This window comes from Stenotrophomonas sp. SMYL8, assembly GCF_036320065.1.
In the GTDB taxonomy this organism is placed as follows: domain Bacteria; phylum Pseudomonadota; class Gammaproteobacteria; order Xanthomonadales; family Xanthomonadaceae; genus Stenotrophomonas; species Stenotrophomonas maltophilia_A.
The window spans coordinates 1-15,044 of record NZ_JAWIRR010000001.1 but is presented as its reverse complement, the minus strand read 5'-3'; the positions used below and the strand labels follow the sequence as shown (position 1 = coordinate 15,044).

16 protein-coding genes are annotated in these 15,044 nt (G+C 64.3%); 10 read left to right on the top strand and 6 right to left on the bottom strand.

Features of this window, described 5'->3' with window-relative positions; translation table 11 throughout:
- Positions 1 to 107 precede the first annotated feature (107 nt).
- From V3B25_RS00080 to V3B25_RS00065, 4 genes are all read left to right on the top strand, one after another.
- Positions 108 to 623, top strand: a complete 516-nt coding sequence (locus V3B25_RS00080; RefSeq protein ID WP_263010118.1) for a DUF4189 domain-containing protein — start codon at positions 108 to 110, stop codon at positions 621 to 623.
- 2,445 nt (positions 624 to 3,068) lie between these two features.
- The gene (locus V3B25_RS00075) at positions 3,069 to 3,605 is read left to right on the top strand and encodes a hypothetical protein (RefSeq protein ID WP_101765716.1); all 537 of its coding nucleotides are present in this window, start codon (positions 3,069 to 3,071) and stop codon (positions 3,603 to 3,605) included.
- A 57-nt stretch (positions 3,606 to 3,662) separates the two neighbouring features.
- Entirely contained in the window at positions 3,663 to 4,670 is a 1,008-nt protein-coding gene (locus V3B25_RS00070; RefSeq protein WP_329809805.1) for an XVIPCD domain-containing protein, read from the top strand.
- A gap of 442 nt (positions 4,671 to 5,112) precedes the next feature.
- Entirely contained in the window at positions 5,113 to 5,967 is an 855-nt protein-coding gene (locus V3B25_RS00065) for a hypothetical protein (protein ID WP_329809804.1), read from the top strand.
- A 54-nt stretch (positions 5,968 to 6,021) separates the two neighbouring features.
- Here the strand turns inward: V3B25_RS00065 and V3B25_RS00060 are convergent, their stop codons facing one another.
- The 3 genes from V3B25_RS00060 to V3B25_RS00050 are packed head-to-tail and all read right to left on the bottom strand — an operon-like array spanning position 6,022 to position 8,709.
- Positions 6,022 to 7,347 (bottom strand): XVIPCD domain-containing protein, encoded by a 1,326-nt coding sequence (locus tag V3B25_RS00060; protein ID WP_201116578.1) that lies wholly within the window; start codon positions 7,345 to 7,347, stop codon positions 6,022 to 6,024.
- Positions 7,344 to 7,997, bottom strand: a complete 654-nt coding sequence (locus V3B25_RS00055; protein ID WP_171954470.1) for a hypothetical protein — start codon at positions 7,995 to 7,997, stop codon at positions 7,344 to 7,346. The genes V3B25_RS00060 and V3B25_RS00055 overlap by 4 nt, the downstream gene beginning before the upstream one ends.
- A 40-nt stretch (positions 7,998 to 8,037) precedes the next feature.
- The gene (locus V3B25_RS00050) at positions 8,038 to 8,709 is read right to left on the bottom strand and encodes a hypothetical protein (RefSeq protein WP_329809803.1); all 672 of its coding nucleotides are present in this window, start codon (positions 8,707 to 8,709) and stop codon (positions 8,038 to 8,040) included.
- A gap of 252 nt (positions 8,710 to 8,961) precedes the next feature.
- Between V3B25_RS00050 and V3B25_RS00045 the strand changes: the two genes are divergently transcribed.
- A complete protein-coding gene (locus V3B25_RS00045; RefSeq protein WP_329809802.1) occupies positions 8,962 to 9,459 on the top strand; it encodes an N-acetyltransferase in 498 nt (165 codons plus the stop codon).
- A 22-nt stretch (positions 9,460 to 9,481) separates the two neighbouring features.
- Here V3B25_RS00045 and V3B25_RS00040 read toward each other — a convergent pair whose 3' ends face one another.
- The 3 genes from V3B25_RS00040 to V3B25_RS00030 form a co-directional block, all read right to left on the bottom strand.
- Complete coding sequence (locus V3B25_RS00040; protein WP_329809801.1) at positions 9,482 to 9,688, bottom strand: hypothetical protein; 207 nt, start codon at positions 9,686 to 9,688, stop codon at positions 9,482 to 9,484.
- A gap of 58 nt (positions 9,689 to 9,746) precedes the next feature.
- Positions 9,747 to 10,184, bottom strand: coding sequence for an acetyltransferase (locus V3B25_RS00035; protein ID WP_329809800.1), 438 nt, complete (start codon positions 10,182 to 10,184; stop codon positions 9,747 to 9,749).
- Positions 10,185 to 10,251: 67 nt separating this feature from the next.
- Entirely contained in the window at positions 10,252 to 11,019 is a 768-nt protein-coding gene (locus tag V3B25_RS00030) for an NAD(P)H-dependent oxidoreductase (RefSeq protein ID WP_329809799.1), read from the bottom strand.
- Positions 11,020 to 11,097: 78 nt separating this feature from the next.
- Between V3B25_RS00030 and V3B25_RS00025 the strand changes: the two genes are divergently transcribed.
- The 5 genes from V3B25_RS00025 (at position 11,098) to V3B25_RS00005 (ending at position 15,016) form a co-directional block, all read left to right on the top strand.
- Positions 11,098 to 11,457: a helix-turn-helix domain-containing protein gene (locus V3B25_RS00025; protein ID WP_329809798.1), complete on the top strand. Its 360-nt coding sequence runs from the start codon at positions 11,098 to 11,100 to the stop codon at positions 11,455 to 11,457.
- Between the two features lie 75 nt (positions 11,458 to 11,532).
- On the top strand, positions 11,533 to 12,057 hold the full coding sequence (gene tadA / locus V3B25_RS00020) for a tRNA adenosine(34) deaminase TadA (RefSeq protein ID WP_049422446.1): 525 nt from the start codon (positions 11,533 to 11,535) through the stop codon (positions 12,055 to 12,057).
- Positions 12,058 to 12,131: 74 nt separating this feature from the next.
- Positions 12,132 to 12,704, top strand: coding sequence for an oligoribonuclease (gene orn, locus V3B25_RS00015; RefSeq protein ID WP_100473199.1), 573 nt, complete (start codon positions 12,132 to 12,134; stop codon positions 12,702 to 12,704).
- A 114-nt stretch (positions 12,705 to 12,818) separates the two neighbouring features.
- Positions 12,819 to 13,691 carry an EcsC family protein gene (locus V3B25_RS00010; protein ID WP_329809797.1) on the top strand — a complete coding sequence of 291 codons (873 nt, stop codon included), beginning with the start codon at positions 12,819 to 12,821 and terminating at the stop codon, positions 13,689 to 13,691.
- 209 nt (positions 13,692 to 13,900) lie between these two features.
- Entirely contained in the window at positions 13,901 to 15,016 is a 1,116-nt protein-coding gene (locus tag V3B25_RS00005) for an alkene reductase (protein WP_329809796.1), read from the top strand.
- Positions 15,017 to 15,044: the final 28 nt, after the last annotated feature.

Here is a 15,044-nt window from a genome sequence, read left to right as displayed (position 1 = left end):
TCAACCCTTCCGTCGTCGGAATCCTCCAAGGTTGCCGAAACCGGTCTCAGAGCTGCACATCTCGGCAATCAATAGCCCCATGCGTACGGAGTAGAAGTGTGAAATACATGTTTCCTCTCATTCTTGTCGGCTTGCTCCTATGTTTGTTTGTGGCGGGTGAGGCGAGAGCGGAAGGGCGTTGTCCGCCAGGGCAGTACCCCATTGGTGGTCAGGGCGTAGGTGGATGCGCACCTATTCCGGGCTCCGGTACCGGTGGCGTCCAGAGCGGCCCCATTGCTACTGGGCGTTGGATCAAGACTTGGGGGGCTATTGCTGGGGCGGCAAGCACGGGCGATATGGGGGCTTCCGTTGGAAGGCGTTCCAAGCGAGAGGCTGTCTCAGAAGCGCTTGCTCGGTGCGCGACACATGGAGCGAAAGACTGCAAGATCGATACAACGTACAAGAACCAGTGCATCGCATATGCTGACCCTGAGCCGGGCAGCAAGGGAATAGTTTCTATTTCAGTCGCCGGCTCAAGAGAGGAGGCGACCAGTCGGGTTCTCTCCTACTGTGCGAAGAACGGTGGAGGGCAATGCAAGGTGTTGTACACGGATTGTGCTGAGCCAATATTTGAATCTTTCTGAGCTATGCCAGTCGAATCACAGGTGAGATTCTTGAATCGGCCTTTGCTTGATGGAGATGGCCTGCCGAAAAGCAGGCCATCTCATTTGTCGGCGAGCTGGAGCAGCTGATCTAGTTGGTAGGGTTAGGTGTCTTCACTAGTCACCTGAGTGCAGTTGTATGGGGTTGCCCTCGTCTGGGACATGGTAATTTTGGCATCGGATTCGTTCTGAACAAAGGCGCTGGTGAACAAGCCAAGTCCCGTTCGACGAGCAATACCTCCTGGAAGTAGGCTGCGTGCGCGTCAAAAATGCTGACGCATCTGGCCCTCAAGCGCAGGCGCTTTTCCGTCGATGAGGACTTTGGCGACGAGCATTGCGGGTGACGCTGCGCGGCGCAGAAGGGGGGGGCGTGGGCTTGATCCTGACGGACACTATTCTGACTATCCCCAATGGCGGCCATGTTCTTCCAGGGCACCTTGGGTAGCTTCATGGCATATTCGCAGATAGGTGGCAGCCCGGTTGCGCAGGCGCCGGGCCCGAGTGGGCAGCCGCCGGGTAGCTACTGTTCGCCGGCCCAGACAAAGGATCATTCCAGCGCTTCATCGGTCAGTTCCGGCCACGGCGCGACTTCTGGTTACGGTATTGGGCGATCAGGTGAGATCAAGCAAGATACTGGAAAACATGGGCAGGCTGGTGCCTAGCGTGAAATGACAGTGTCGATTGATAGAGGTGTAAGTATGAAGTGCATTGTCGTGCTTTTGCTGCTCGTTATTTCTAATGTGGCGTTGGCAGAAGGGCGGTGCCCCCCAGGTCAGTACCCGGTGGGAGGGCAGGGCGTAGGAGGTTGCGCCCCTATTCCTGGAGGAACGGCCGCTCCTGCTCAGCAAGTCGCTCCTATCCCGGCGGGCACATGGGACACCCGCTGGGGTGCTATTGCTCAAGATGCGGCTCCTGTGGAAGGAAGAAATCTTGCAATTGGCGTGGCTGTATCGCAGCCTTCGAGCGGGAGGGCAGATCAAGTGGCCCTTGATGAGTGTCGTGCTATGGGCGGCGTGCGCTGTAAGGTGATTTTCTCTTACCACAATCAGTGCGCTGCGTTGGCAGCGCCTGTTGTTAGTAGTTCGAGGCCTGGTGCTGGTGTCTTGGTCGCGGCCGGTGCGCTTAAAGAGAATGAAGCGAAGATGGATGCTTTGCGGATCTGTAAAGGCGAGGGGCGCGGGCAGGATTGTGGGGTCATTTATTCCGCCTGTAGTTTGTCTGAGTTTAGGTCTTACTAGCTGGTCAAGCTCCGTGTTAAGGGGCTTTCTTTGCATTGCGCTACCGAGCTCGATTGGCGTGCGTAGTTGGTTGTAACCTCCAGTCTCCTGCGGTCTCGGAAAGGGTTGGAATGATATGGAATTGAAGTGATTATTCGAGGCTGGTTTCAGAATGAGCAGGTTGCTCTTCTGATCTCGCAATGGCCGAAGGGCGCTGCCCACCATGTCAGTACCCAGCCGGCGACGAGCGGCATGGCGTCGGTGGGTGTGCGCCAATTCCTGGCGGGCAGGCTCAAGGCAGCGCTCAACCCACTGCTCCAGTCCCGACTGGGGAATTGGACAGTCGATGGGGGCAGTTGCCGAGGATGCTGCCTCTCTGAAGCCCGGGAGCAGCAGAGCCACGGGTGTATCGAGGTCTCAACGGTCAAAAGGCATCGCGAACTCAGTCGCATTGGATGCTTGCAAAAGTGCTGGTGGAAGTAAGTGTGAGGTAAGACTCTCTTACCACAATCAATGCGTTGCTATCGCTGATCCTGTTGGGGCGCTGAATTCTGGAGCGACTACTGTTTCGTGGCGTGCAGAAACAGTGGATTTGGCCAAACGCAATGCGCTGCGTGAATGTCGCGGGGACCGCAATCAAGCTTGCGAAGTTGTGTACTCAGCCTGCAGCTTGCCGGAATTTCGTGCCTATTGATGCTCCGTAGCAGCCAGAGGTCATTTCGTCTTGCCTAGCAGGGCGCGCTTGAGTCCGATGTTCTTTCATCGCTAGAGACCGCAGGACATATCTCGCGGCAGCTGAATTTCAGATCATACTTCTGCTATACGGCACGAGAGCATTCTCCGAACTGCCATTTCTGCAGGACACCTGCGTTGACCCATTTGCTGAGTGGGCATCCATTCACGTTAACCGCGCTTTTTCTGTGATCAAGTGCGCTTTTCGTCCCAAGCCCCCTTCGACGAGCCCCGCCTCCTCGAAGTAAGCTGCGTGCGCGTCAAAATCCCGACGCATCGGTGCCATCGAACGCAGGAGCTTTCCCGTCCATGAGGACCGTGTCCCACCGCTCAAAGGGTGACGCTTGCCACCGTCGCTGCCACGGTGCCCCCGGAGCTATCATCCGCATCTGCAGGGTGACTGGCGCGACTGGGCAACGCCACTATGCCCGCCTACGACGCGAGCATCGGCGGGACGATATTGAAGGAGTGGGAGGGGATGGAAGACAGGGCTGGCGCACACATGGACGATGCCCTGGCATTTGTTCCGTCCGGTGCGAACTTGCTGGAAGCCGTCAGGGGCGAGCTCAACGGCGATGGCATCGAGTATCAGCTGCTGGTCATCGATCAGCCGACGCCGGAAGGGCTGGTGCCTGGCCAGCACGGACCCAACCGGGTGCTGCTGTTGCTGCGCGGTGACGGGCGCGGGCGCTGGCAGCTGGCTGCGCGCAACGACAAGCTGGTGCCATGTTCCACCCGAGGTGGCCTGGCCGGCGACCCTTTTGCGTATGCAATGGTGGAGGAAGGTACCTTCAGCGTGATCACCAACGGGGGTAGCCGCGAGCGCTGGAGCAGCACCTACCGGTTCCGCTATGCCCCTGCGGACAAGGCCTGCTGGGTGGACGGGGTGAGATGCAAGGTCGTGGATATCGAGACCGAAGCGACCAATGTCCGCGATTACTCGGTGGCGGAGCTGGGCAGGGTGCGGTTCGAGGACTTCGACCCGTCCAGTGTCGCCGAGGTGTCGCTTCCATGAGCCAAGCTCCAACCGGCGGAAGGGAATCCGCGCTGATGAAGATTCAGGAGTTGCACCGTGTCGACCGATAGAGAGTCGCAGCTGTTGCGGCAGGCGACCAAAGCCGGCATCGACTCCCCGCTTGAGCTGGCCAATTTCATGGCCCAGGCAGGGCACGAGTCGCGCGGCTTGAGCCGGCTCAATGAAAGTTTCAACTTCACCCGGGGAATCTCGCAGATCCCGGTGGAAGCTGCGTGGCGCAATGGCAACGCCGCGCTGGAGAGCGCCCGCCAGGAGGCGTTGCGCGGCCGTCCGGAGAATCTGGCCGAGCTGATGTACGGCGGGCGCATGGGCAATGATGCGCCCGGCGACGCATTGAAGTATCACGGTCGCGGCTATCTCCCGCTGGTTGGCAAGGAGAATTACGAGCGTGCCGGAAAGGCGCTGGATCTGGACCTGGTGAATCAACCGGAGCTGGCCGCGCAGCCTGAGCATGCGGGCCGTATTGCGGTGTGGCAGTGGCAAACGCGCGTGCCGGAGGCGGCGCGCGAGGATGTGCGCGAAGCGACGCGCGCGATCAATGGTGGCCTGAACGGCATCGAGGCCCGCCAGCAGCGATTCGATGCGTGGCAGCAGAAGCTGACGCCTGATGTGATGGCGCGGCTGGAGCGGGGCGAAGTAGGGGCGCCGGCGCAGCAGGCCACCCTGCGCGACATGTCGCAGCCGGGCGAGCCGGGACACGCCCTGTTCCAGGGGGCACGCCAGCACCTGCAGCAGATGGGGGCGCAGAGCGGACTGCGCAGTGGGCAGGAACTGGACAACGCCGCCGGCGCGCTGGCGTTGAGCGCGCAGAAGGCCGGCCTGTCGCGTATCGATCATCTGCTGGCGGGCAACGACGGGCGCACGCTGTTTGCGGTGCAGGGCGCGCTGGGAGATCCGGCGATGCTGCGTGCATCCGTTGACCGGGAGCAGGCCGCCCAGCAGCCGCTGGCGCAGAGCAGCCAGCAGTTGGCTGCCAGTGTCGCCCAGCAGGACCCGGCGGCTGCGCTCGCCCGCGAGCAGGAGCAGCGTTCTCGATCCCTGTAACACCTGATGCCGGCGGGCAGGGTGCCCGCAGGCGCTTTACGTACGACGCGTGGCGCCCTGTGGCGCCGACATGGAAACCCACTCGTAAGGACACCACATGCGAATCGTTCCCTCGAATGCCCGGCACGCCGCCGCCCGCTGCAATGCATCCGTGCGCCGCCTGCCGCCGCTCTGGCTGCTGTCGCTTGGACTTGCCGTAGCGTCGGCACAGGCTCAGGAGGCCGCGGCACCCGTCGTGGAGACGCCCCCGGCTGCCGAGCCGACCGTTGACGTGCCTGCAGGGACGGCGTCTGTTGCAGCACCCATGCCGTCTGAAGCCGTTGCCGCGGCGCCGGTTGCAGACCCGACGCCTGTGCCCGTCGCACCCGCGGCGGCGCCTGTCGCTGCACCGCCTGCCGTCGTCGAGCCAGCCGTCCCGGCGGTAGCTCCCGCGCCACCCGCCTTGGTCATCGCGCCGTTGCCGCCCGAGCAGGCGACCGAGCGTGCGCTTGGTGCCCGCTGCCCGGTGGACCTTGCTGGGCGGCTGGCGGCCCAGGGCGAGCTGCTGATCGGCGCCTGCCAGGGCACGATGCCGGCGCATCTGGCCGCGCTGCTGGTCGCGCTGCCCCAGCAGGACATCCACCTGCCGCGCAGCTGGCGCGAGCGTGAGGTGCAACAGAAGGTTTGGTTCAAGGCGGTGCCGGGCTACGGCCAGCGCCCGGACTTCATCGCGCGGATGGGCGACATCTGGGTGCGTTCGCTGGAAGGACGCGACGCCGACAGCACGTTCTACCTGGTGTCGGCACCGTTCACCTGCAGCGACCGGGTCGCCAACCGCGATGAGTACGGCGCGGAGCCGGTACGTGTGCCAGCGGGTGACTGCCGCGAGGCCTATGTGGCCCAGCGTGTGTACCAGGTTCGCGGGGACGCCGCGCCGAGGGATGTGACCGCCGATGCCATGCCGGCCATGCCCCAGGTGACGGAGGCCGATCGTGCGCGGCAGCTGTCGCGCGACGGCCGGATCAGCCTGGACCACAGCAAGTTGCAGTACGGCCCGGCCATGCGCTGGTTCGTGCAGTACCCGGAGGCAGCGCAGAAGGTCGGTCCGCGTGCCTACAGTGACTGGAACCGCGAGCACCTGGCCTTCGTGGTCTGGACTGGGGATCGCTTCGAGCTGCGCGAGAAGGTCGCGCGGGCGCAGTGGCCCTGTGATCCGGTAGCACCGGGCGATCGCGCCTGTGGTGGCTTCCCGGATTCCGGGCCGGATCTGTTCGTGACCGCCGGTGCGTCCGCGCCGGTCGCGGCCTCCAGCCCCTGAGGCAGAGGGCCGAAGTGACGCGGGAGCCGGATTGACCGGCTCCCGCGCTGTTCATCAGGCCTGCATGCTGCGGGTCTGGTTCTGCTGTTGTTCCAGTTGTTGATCGCGGTCCTGTGCCAGGCGCTGTCCCGCAGCTTGCTGATCAATCCGCTGGCTGCTCTGCTCCAGCGGGGTGTTCATCGCCACGGCCGTGTCCACCGACACGCGCAGATGCGCCGGGTCGCCGCCCAGACCCTGCACCGCGAAGCTGCGCGAAGCATCGGCATTCATCACCACCTCGTCGATGCGCTTGCCGCCTGCAGCGTGCATCTCCGCCGCCAGGCTACCGGCCAACTGCGTACTCATCACATCCGGCACGCGGCCGACGCGAACGTCCTGCGCATGCACGCCACGGATCGCGTCGTTGAACAGCGGGTTGCCCAGGTGATTGGCATCGTCCATGCGCAGCATGCTGGTGTGATGGCCGTTCTTCTCTGCTTCGCGGCGTGCTGGTTCACCGGGCTGCAGCGGGCCGCGGATGTGGTCGTACAGATCGATGGCGCCGCCAGGGATGCCGCGTGCCGCGCGGGTGACGCCACGACGCAGTGATTCCACGTCGTCGCGGTACTCCTCGATCATCTTGGCGTTGTCTTTCGCCAGCTTCTGCGTTTCCGGGTGCTTCAGCACCGAGCCTTCGTTGAGGAAGTTGCCCAGTTTGTGCGCGCCGAATGAACTGGTGGCCGCGATGATCGGACGGTCTGGAATCAGATCACGCAGGGCGTGATTGCTGAAGCCATTTGCCGCGAGCGTCTTGATCTCATCGGGCTTGGCGTAGATGCGGACCTGGCCGAAGTGCGGCGAGGCGGCGCTGACCGGATCGGAAGCCATGACGTGGTTGATCATGGTGTTGCCGCCTTCCGGAATGCGGTAGCTGAGGCTGACCGCGCCGTAGGCATTGAAGGTCTCGCCCTTGACGTTGAAGTGGTGCGAGGTGATCTGGGCCAAGGCGCCGCCGAGAGAGTGGCCGGTGACGGTGACTTCAGGTGCACGGCCTCCGAATGCAGCTTCCTGCTTCGCGTAGTCCAGCGCGCCTTTGGTCAAAGCGATGGCATCGGGGGCCTGCACGTTGGTGCGGGCGACGACCATGCCGCCGTCGGTCAGGATGGCATCACGAGCTATCTGCTCGGTGCCGCGATGAGCGACCACGATCTCGTTGGTGTCGGCTCGCTGATAAACCGTGCCTTGGTAACCATTGAGCCGGTTATTGACGTGATCGAGAATCTTGTAGTCATGCCCATTGATCGTGACGAGCTCTTCTTCCCCCGGACGCCTCCGACCGACAGCGCGGTCCTTGTAGGCATCGTCGGAAAGCGCGGCATAATCCTGCGTGCTGATGGTCATTGGGTGACCTCGCTGGCGCTGAGACTCATCGTGAACAACTTGCCCTGCAGTTCAGCAACGTAGTCAGCCGGATCTGCCTTACCGGTGGCTGGGTAGTTGGCAGCAAGCGGTGCCCGCGGATAGGCCGCGTCTGGATAGTAAAGCGTGTGGGTCTTGCCTTCGGTCAGCGGATCGGCTTTGACGAAGGTCAGGAAGCGGGTCTCTTCTTCTGCCCCCGTCGCTTTCAGCATCGCGCCGGCACCGGTGAACTCCCACTTGCAGACACCGCGACCGTAGTAGTCCTCGTCCAGCATGCGGTCCACATACAGCGTGCCCCTATATTCACCATCAGCGACCTTGCGCAGCTCCACTGGTTCCTGGCTGGTAATGCGAGCAGCCGTACCGGTGGCTGGCTCGATGTGGCCGCACTGGTCTTCGTTGGTGACGTCGTACTGCGCGACACCTTCGACCACCGCGAAGTCGCCCGGGGCATCCTTCAGGCGCAGCACCAGTTCATAGGCCTTGCGCGGGCTGGGGTTGAGCTTGGCGAGGCCACGCCCACCCTGGGCGACATCGGCTTCAGCAGCGGCACGTTCCTGGTTCATGGCGGTCTCCGGATTGCAGGCGGTCAATAGAAGCAGAGCAAGGCACGGGATCATCTTGTGGCGCAATGTCGGCCTCCTTGGGGGTAGGAATGGTTGAACTGGCAGCTCATGGCGCGAGTTTCTGCACAGTGGTGGTGGTCGAGAACAGCGCGTCGCGCAGATCTTCGCTGTACTCTGATGGATTCTCCTCGCCACTGGCGCCATAGTTGGCGACGGTGGCGGCGAGTGGATAGATCAACTTTGGGTAGTAGAGCGTCAGAGGAGACTCGTTCTCCATGCGCTCCTTGTCGATGAACGTCAGGAATCGCGTATCCGCCTCGCCGGTCGTAGCGCGCAACATCGCACCGACTCCCGTCAGCGCCCAATGGCAGACACCACGCCCGTAGTAATCCTCGTCCTGCATGCGGTCGAGGTAGAACGTACCGCGGTACTCGTTCTCACCGACCTTGCGCAGCGTGACGAGCTCCTGGCTGGTAATACGGCTGGCGGTACCGGTCGCCCTCAGGACCCGGCCGCAGTCCTTGTGGTTGCTGACGTCGTACTGGGCAACGCCCTCGACCACCGCGAAGGGACCGGGGGCATCCTTCAGTGTCAGCACCAGCTCGTAGCCTTGCTGCGGTGATGGGTTGAGTTTGGCCAGGCCGCGCCCACCAGCGGCGACGTCGCGCTCGGCATCAGCATAGGGCGAGCATGCGGCCAGTGGGATAAGGGCGAGCAACGCCAGCAGCGGCTGCCTTTTCCTTTCAAGGAGCGCTACTCCCATGGCCTGATCCTGCATCGTGCGTCCATGTCCATATATCCTTCCTGGGTGACAGGTTTCTCGATTATGGAGCGTGTCAGGAACGCTGCGCCACCGCCGCGACGGCTTTTTGACGCGCCCGATGCGGTGCATTCCGGCGAATCGATTGCAGCACAGGGGATTCGGGCGTCGCGTTGGCCTTGCTGGCAGGGGCTGCTCGCGGTTGAATCTGCGACCTAAATCAATAATTCACGCATTCATCACATTATCAAAGGCGTTCTCTTGAACTGCATGATCCGCACCGAAACCACGGCCGACCACGCCGCCATCCATGCACTCACCGAGGCCGCCTTCCGCGAAGCCCCGCACAGCAGCCACACCGAGCAGTTCATCGTCGACGCCCTGCGCGCCCGCGGGGAGTTGAGCATTTCGCTGGTCGCCGAAACTCAGGGCCAGGTGGTCGGCCACATTGCCCTGTCGCCGGTGACGGTCAGCGATGGCAGCACGGGCTGGTTTGGTCTGGGCCCGATCTCGGTAGTGCCCGCGTGGCAGGGGCAGGGCATCGGTGCGGCCCTGATGCGCGCCGCACTTGAAGCACTGCGTCAGCAGGGTGCACATGGCTGTGTATTGCTGGGCGAGCCGGCCTATTACGGGCGCTTCGGCTTCCGTGCCGAGCCGGGCCTGGCGCTGCCGGGCGTGCCGGCGGAGTACTTCCAGGTGCTTTGCCTGCAGCCTCCGCTGGCTCAGGGCGAGGTGCAGTACTCACCGGCCTTCGAGGCGACAGCCTGAGCCACGGCGGGCGTGCGCCCGCTCAGGGCGCGCGCCAGACGGTCGGTTCGGGTTGCGGTTTCGGAATGCGGTAGCCGCCGATATGCTCGAGAAGTTCATTGGTACGACGCTGCTCGACCAGTACATCACGCAGCAGGTTGCGCACGGCGAAGATGGCGAACGGCACCAGGATCCAGACCAGGCTGATGCCCAGCGCAAACAGGGTCAACAGGGCTTTTGCACCATCCATGTACGGCATTCCTTGATCGAAAGCAGCCACGCTAACACGCAGCTGCTTCCAACGGATGTCAGGCCTTGTGCCGAAGGTGGATCAGCGGATACGGGCGGCCCTGCGAATCCAGCGGCGAACGACCGGTTTCGACAAAGCTCATGCGCAGGTAGAAGCCTACGGCCTGCGCATTCTGTGCGTTGACGTCGGTGCTCAGCTGCGGGTGCAGGGCCAGTGCGTGCTGCAACAGCTGCCGACCGATACCGGTGCCGCGCACGTCCGGATCGATGAACAGTGCTTCCATGTGGGTGCCGTCGATCAGCATGAAGCCCAGCGGCCGATCCTGTGCATCGACAGCAACGGTCATCGGCGCCTGCGGCAGGAAACCGGCGACTTCGGCATCGATCGCCAGGCGATCTTCAGTGCTGAGGAAGTCGTGGGTGGCGTCGACGGCGCGGCGCCAGAGATCGACAAGGGCGGCGCCGTCGTCGGCGCGAGAGGGACGGAGGGTGGTCATATGTTCACCAAGGTGCTTACAGAAATACGCATTGTGAAGCTTTCCGGCCGTGCCTGCAGGTGCGGATTCATCCGGCATCGCGATGGCGGATGAAGGGACCGTAGGCAGTCGCTTCTGCGCGCAGCACCACGCCATCCTCGAAGTCCTCGCTGTTGTTGAAGGGCACGGTCGGCCACTGCCGCCATCGCGACAGTCGCTCGCGGTAGGAAAGGGTGGCTGCAACCAATGCTTCGTCGTGGGCCTGCACGCGTTCCGCTGCAAGCCCTGAACGCACGCCATGCACCACATGCGGCTCCATCACCTCGAAGCCGACGTAGCGCAGGCTGTACATCAACGGCCAGAGCAACAGCCGGGTATCGCCTTCGCGGCCGTCAACCGCGCATGCCCGCGCCGAAGAGCCGGTGGTGACGCTCAGCAACGCACGCTTGCCCTGCATCACGCCGCGCTCGTGGCGTTGCCGGCTGTTGTACATCGGCCCGTAGACCAGCACGCGGTCCAGCCAGCCCTTGAGGATGGCCGGCGCCGCGAACCACCACAGTGGGAACTGCAGGATCACCAGGTCCGCGGCCCGCAGCAGTTGCAGGTGACGCTGCACATCGGCGGGCAACTGGTCGTGTTCGGCGCTGTAGCGTTGTTCGCGCTGGGCATCGAAGCGCTCGGGCTGCAGGCGCCGTGGATGGTGCCAGGCCGCTTCCAGCGGATCGAAGCTTTCTGCATACAGGTCGACCATGTCCACCTGCAGATGGTTGTGCCGCAGCTGCTCGGCCGCCTGCGTGGCCAGGTGGGCATTGAAGGAGCGGGGTTCGGGGTGGGCCAGCAGGATCAGGGCGCGCATGAGGGAGGGGCGTATTGGGATGTGCGACCATCCTCGCGATGCCGGCATGCCCCGGCAATTACGCACTTTGAGGTAACCATGGCCTTTCCCGGTGATATCTATGCCGCCGACTGCTCGGCGCGCGATGCGCTGGCACTGATCTCCGGCAAGTGGGTGATGCTGCTGCTGCCGGCATTGGCCGAGGGCCCGCAACGCAATGGTGCGCTGCTGCGGAAGATCGAAGGCATCTCGCAGAAGGTGCTGACCCAGACCCTGCGGCAGCTGGAGCGCAATGGCCTGATCGAGCGCTGCGATCTGGGCGGCAAGCCTCTGCACGTGGAGTACCGGTTGACCGAGGTTGCGTGCAGTCTGGTAGACACCCTGACCGCGTTGGACCGTTGGGCCGAGCACAATTTCCCGGCGCTGGACGCTGCCCGCGAGCGCTTCGACGCGCGCTAGCGGCGCCTGCACGGCTGCGGGCGTACAATGCGGCCCCGGCGGCCATCCTGGCCCTGCAGACACGCGAGAACCGCCATGACCGACGCCCTGGGTGTGCCGGTGCACGACACCGACGAACACTGGATGCGCCACGCGCTGGCGCTGGCCGAGCGCGCACAACGCGAGTTCGACGAGATCCCGGTGGGTGCAGTGCTGGTCGGTGCCGACGGCCAACTGCTGGGCGAGGGCTGGAACCTCAACATCGCCTCGCATGACCCCAGCGCACACGCCGAGATCGTGGCCATGCGGGCGGGCGGAAAACTGCTGGCGAACCATCGCCTGCTTGGCAGCACGCTGTATGTGACCCTGGAGCCGTGTGCGATGTGCGCAATGGCGATCGTGCACGCGCGCGTTGCACGGTTGGTCTACGGTGCCAGCGACCCCAAGACCGGTGCCTGCGGCAGCGTGTTCGACCTCATTGGCGATGCCCGCCACAACCACCGGGTGGAGATCCACGGTGGGGTACTGGCCAAGGAAGCCAGCATGCGCCTGACCAACTATTTCCGCGCCAAGCGCGGCAAGCCTCCGCTGCTGCTGGAAGACCACGCCGGCGAGGGCTGAGGGGCTAAAGGGTATGATGGGCGCCTCTTTCCATCACCGGTAGGCCGCGCGCCTGCCCAGCAACGAGGCGACACATGGCGGACAACGGCGCGGCCAACGAACGACTGATCTGGATCGACCTGGAAATGACCGGGTTGGATACCGACAACGATTCGATCATCGAGATCGCCACCGTAGTCACTGACGCCCAGCTCAACGTGCTGGCCGAAGGTCCGGAATTCGCCATCCACCATCCGCTGGAAACGCTGGAAGCGATGGACGAGTGGAACCGCAACCAGCACCGCCGTTCGGGCCTGTGGCAGCGCGTGGTGGACAGCACCACCACCCTGGGCCAGGCCGAGGCGCAGACGGTGAACTTCCTGGCGCAGTGGATCCCGGCTGGCCTGTCGCCGATGTGCGGCAACTCCATCTGCCAGGACCGCCGCTTCCTGCATCGCCAGATGCCGCGCCTGGAGAAGTACTTCCACTATCGCAACCTGGACGTCTCCACCGTGAAGGAACTGGCCAAGCGCTGGGCGCCGAACGTGGCCGCCGGTGTTGGCAAGAACAGCAACCACACCGCGCTGAGCGACGTGCACGATTCGATCGCCGAGCTGCGCCACTACCGCCAGTTCATGGGCGCGCTGTCCGGGCTTTCGACACCTTGACCGGTCGTGCCGGCCGCCGGCTGGCAATTCCAGGGCTTTCGTGAGGTCCAACAGGTTGCCGGCCAGCGGCCGGCACTACGCTTCGTTCAACTCCCTGGCGCTAAGATCGGCGCCATGAACGAGCCCATCCTGCTGCCCCGCGACATTGCCCACGACGCCCGCGACTGGTCCGACCTGCAGCGGGCGGTGACCCTGCTGGAAGCCCCGACCCTGACCGCACGCATGGCCAACCTGGTCGGCACGCCGCTGGAATTCGCGGTGAAGGCGCTGCCCAGTTCGGTCTCCAACCGCATCCATGGCGCGGTGCAGGCGGCGCTGTCCAAGTCGGCGCAGGCGGCGCTGTGGAGCATGGACAACACGCCCGGCAAAGGGGCCTCCACGCGCTGGCACAAGGTGGCGGCAGCCACCTCGGGCGCGGTCGGCGGGGCCTTCGGCTTCGCGGCACTATTCATCGAGCTGCCGGTGTCGACCACCATCATGATGCGCGCGGTGGCCGATGTGGCCCGCAGCGAGGGCTTCGACCTGTCCGAGTTCAGCACCCGCCAGGCCTGCCTGGAGGTGTTCGCGCTAGGGGGTAACTCACCGCGCGATGATGCCAGCGAGACCGGCTATTACCTGGCCCGTGGCTTTACCACCGATGTGATGCGCCATCTGTCGGCCGAACTGGCCGGGCGGGTGGTGACCGGCCGCGACCTGACCCTGGGCGTGGCACCGAAGGAGGCTGGCAAGCTGCTGGCGAAGATGGTGGAAAAGGTGGCGGCGCGCTTCGGGGTGGTGGTTACCGAGAAATTCGCCGCGCAGGCAGTGCCGATCGTCGGTGCGGCCGCGGGTGCAACACTGAATACCATGTTCACCGATTACTACCAGGACATGGCGCGCGGCCACTTCATCGTGCGCCGGCTGGAGTTGAAGTACGGCGAAGACGTGGTGCGCACCTGCTATGACCGCGTGGCGCACGGCGCGGTGAAGATCGAGCCGACTCTGTAACCGGCTTTGGGGTCAGAGCCCTTTGCGTTGCAAAGGGATCCGACCCCGGTTGCGCGTGGGGTCGGATCCTCTTCCGTAGGCAGGGGCTCTGACCCCTGGTCACGCCATCCTTGCCTCGGGGGAACAATTGTTTTGCCAGCGCATGCCTGTTGCGTGGCAGCCGGCATCCCCATCCTTTGCGGCACTCCCCCCCGCAAGAGATTGCCGCCATGATGTTCACTCCTCATCGCCTGGGTGCACTGACGCTGCCCAACCGCGTCGTAATGCCGCCGATGACCCGCTCGCGCTCCTCGGCCGGTAATGTGCCCACTGCCGAAATGGCCGCCTACTACGCGCAGCGCGCCAGTGCCGGCCTGATCGTCAGCGAAGGTACCCAGATCAGCCCGCAGGGCCAGGGCTATGCCTGGACCCCGGGCATCCACAGTGGCGAGCAGGTGCAGGGCTGGCGCCAGGTGACCGACGCCGTGCACGCGGCAGGCGGTCGCATCTACGCCCAGTTGTGGCACGTGGGTCGGGTCTCGCACGTGGCCCTGCAGCCCGGTGGTGCCGCGCCGGTGTCGTCGTCGGCGCTGCTGGCCGAGGGCGTGAAGGTGTTTGTCGACCCCACCGGCGCCGGCCCGGAAGCGGGCGTGGGCGAGATGATCCAGCACTCGATGCCGCGCGCGCTGGCCGAGGCCGAGATTCCAGGCATCATCGCCGACTACGCGCAGGCCACCCGTAATGCGCTGGCCGCCGGCTTCGATGGTGTCGAGCTTCACGGTGCAAATGGTTATCTGATCAACCAGTTCATCGACTCGCAGGCCAACCAGCGCAGCGACGGCTATGGCGGCTCGCTGCAGAACCGGCTGCGTTTCCTGCGCGAGGTCGTGCAGGCGGTGACTGCAGAAGCCGGTGGTGAGCGCGTTGGCGTGCGCCTGGCGCCGCTGACGACGTTGCAGGGCGCGGTGGACGATACGCCGCAGGCCACCTACCTGGCGGCGGCGCACCTGCTGGGCGAGCTGGGCGTGGGCTACCTGCACATCGCTGAGGCCGACTGGGATGACGCACCGCTGATGCCGGTGGCGTTCAAGCAGGCGCTGCGCATGGTCTACCCGGGCACCCTGATCTACGCCGGCAAGTACACCGCCGAGCGCGCCGAGCAGGCACTGGCTGAAGGCTGGGCCGACCTGATCGGCTTCGGTCGCCCGTTCATCGCCAACCCGGACCTGCCCGAGCGCCTGCGTCTGGGGGCGGAGCTGAATCCGCCGGATCGCGCGACGTTCTTCGGCGGTGGTGCGGTCGGGTTCACCGATTACGCGACGCTGGAAGAAAGCGTCACCGCCTGATCCCGGAGGCTGCCGGCCAGCGGCCGGC

Coding starts and splice junctions, on each gene's coding strand:
- V3B25_RS00075 (WP_101765716.1), top strand. CDS start 3,069: ATGGAAGACAGGGCTGGCGCACACATGGACGATGCCCTGGCATTTGTT.
- V3B25_RS00010 (WP_329809797.1), top strand. CDS start 12,819: ATGAACGAGCCCATCCTGCTGCCCCGCGACATTGCCCACGACGCCCGC.
- V3B25_RS00025 (WP_329809798.1), top strand. CDS start 11,098: ATGGCCTTTCCCGGTGATATCTATGCCGCCGACTGCTCGGCGCGCGAT.
- V3B25_RS00045 (WP_329809802.1), top strand. CDS start 8,962: ATGATCCGCACCGAAACCACGGCCGACCACGCCGCCATCCATGCACTC.
- V3B25_RS00050 (WP_329809803.1), bottom strand. CDS start 8,709: ATGCAGGATCAGGCCATGGGAGTAGCGCTCCTTGAAAGGAAAAGGCAG.
- V3B25_RS00080 (WP_263010118.1), top strand. CDS start 108: ATGTTTCCTCTCATTCTTGTCGGCTTGCTCCTATGTTTGTTTGTGGCG.
- V3B25_RS00035 (WP_329809800.1), bottom strand. CDS start 10,184: ATGACCACCCTCCGTCCCTCTCGCGCCGACGACGGCGCCGCCCTTGTC.
- V3B25_RS00005 (WP_329809796.1), top strand. CDS start 13,901: ATGATGTTCACTCCTCATCGCCTGGGTGCACTGACGCTGCCCAACCGC.
- tadA (WP_049422446.1), top strand. CDS start 11,533: ATGACCGACGCCCTGGGTGTGCCGGTGCACGACACCGACGAACACTGG.
- V3B25_RS00060 (WP_201116578.1), bottom strand. CDS start 7,347: ATGACCATCAGCACGCAGGATTATGCCGCGCTTTCCGACGATGCCTAC.
- V3B25_RS00040 (WP_329809801.1), bottom strand. CDS start 9,688: ATGGATGGTGCAAAAGCCCTGTTGACCCTGTTTGCGCTGGGCATCAGC.
- V3B25_RS00030 (WP_329809799.1), bottom strand. CDS start 11,019: ATGCGCGCCCTGATCCTGCTGGCCCACCCCGAACCCCGCTCCTTCAAT.
- orn (WP_100473199.1), top strand. CDS start 12,132: ATGGCGGACAACGGCGCGGCCAACGAACGACTGATCTGGATCGACCTG.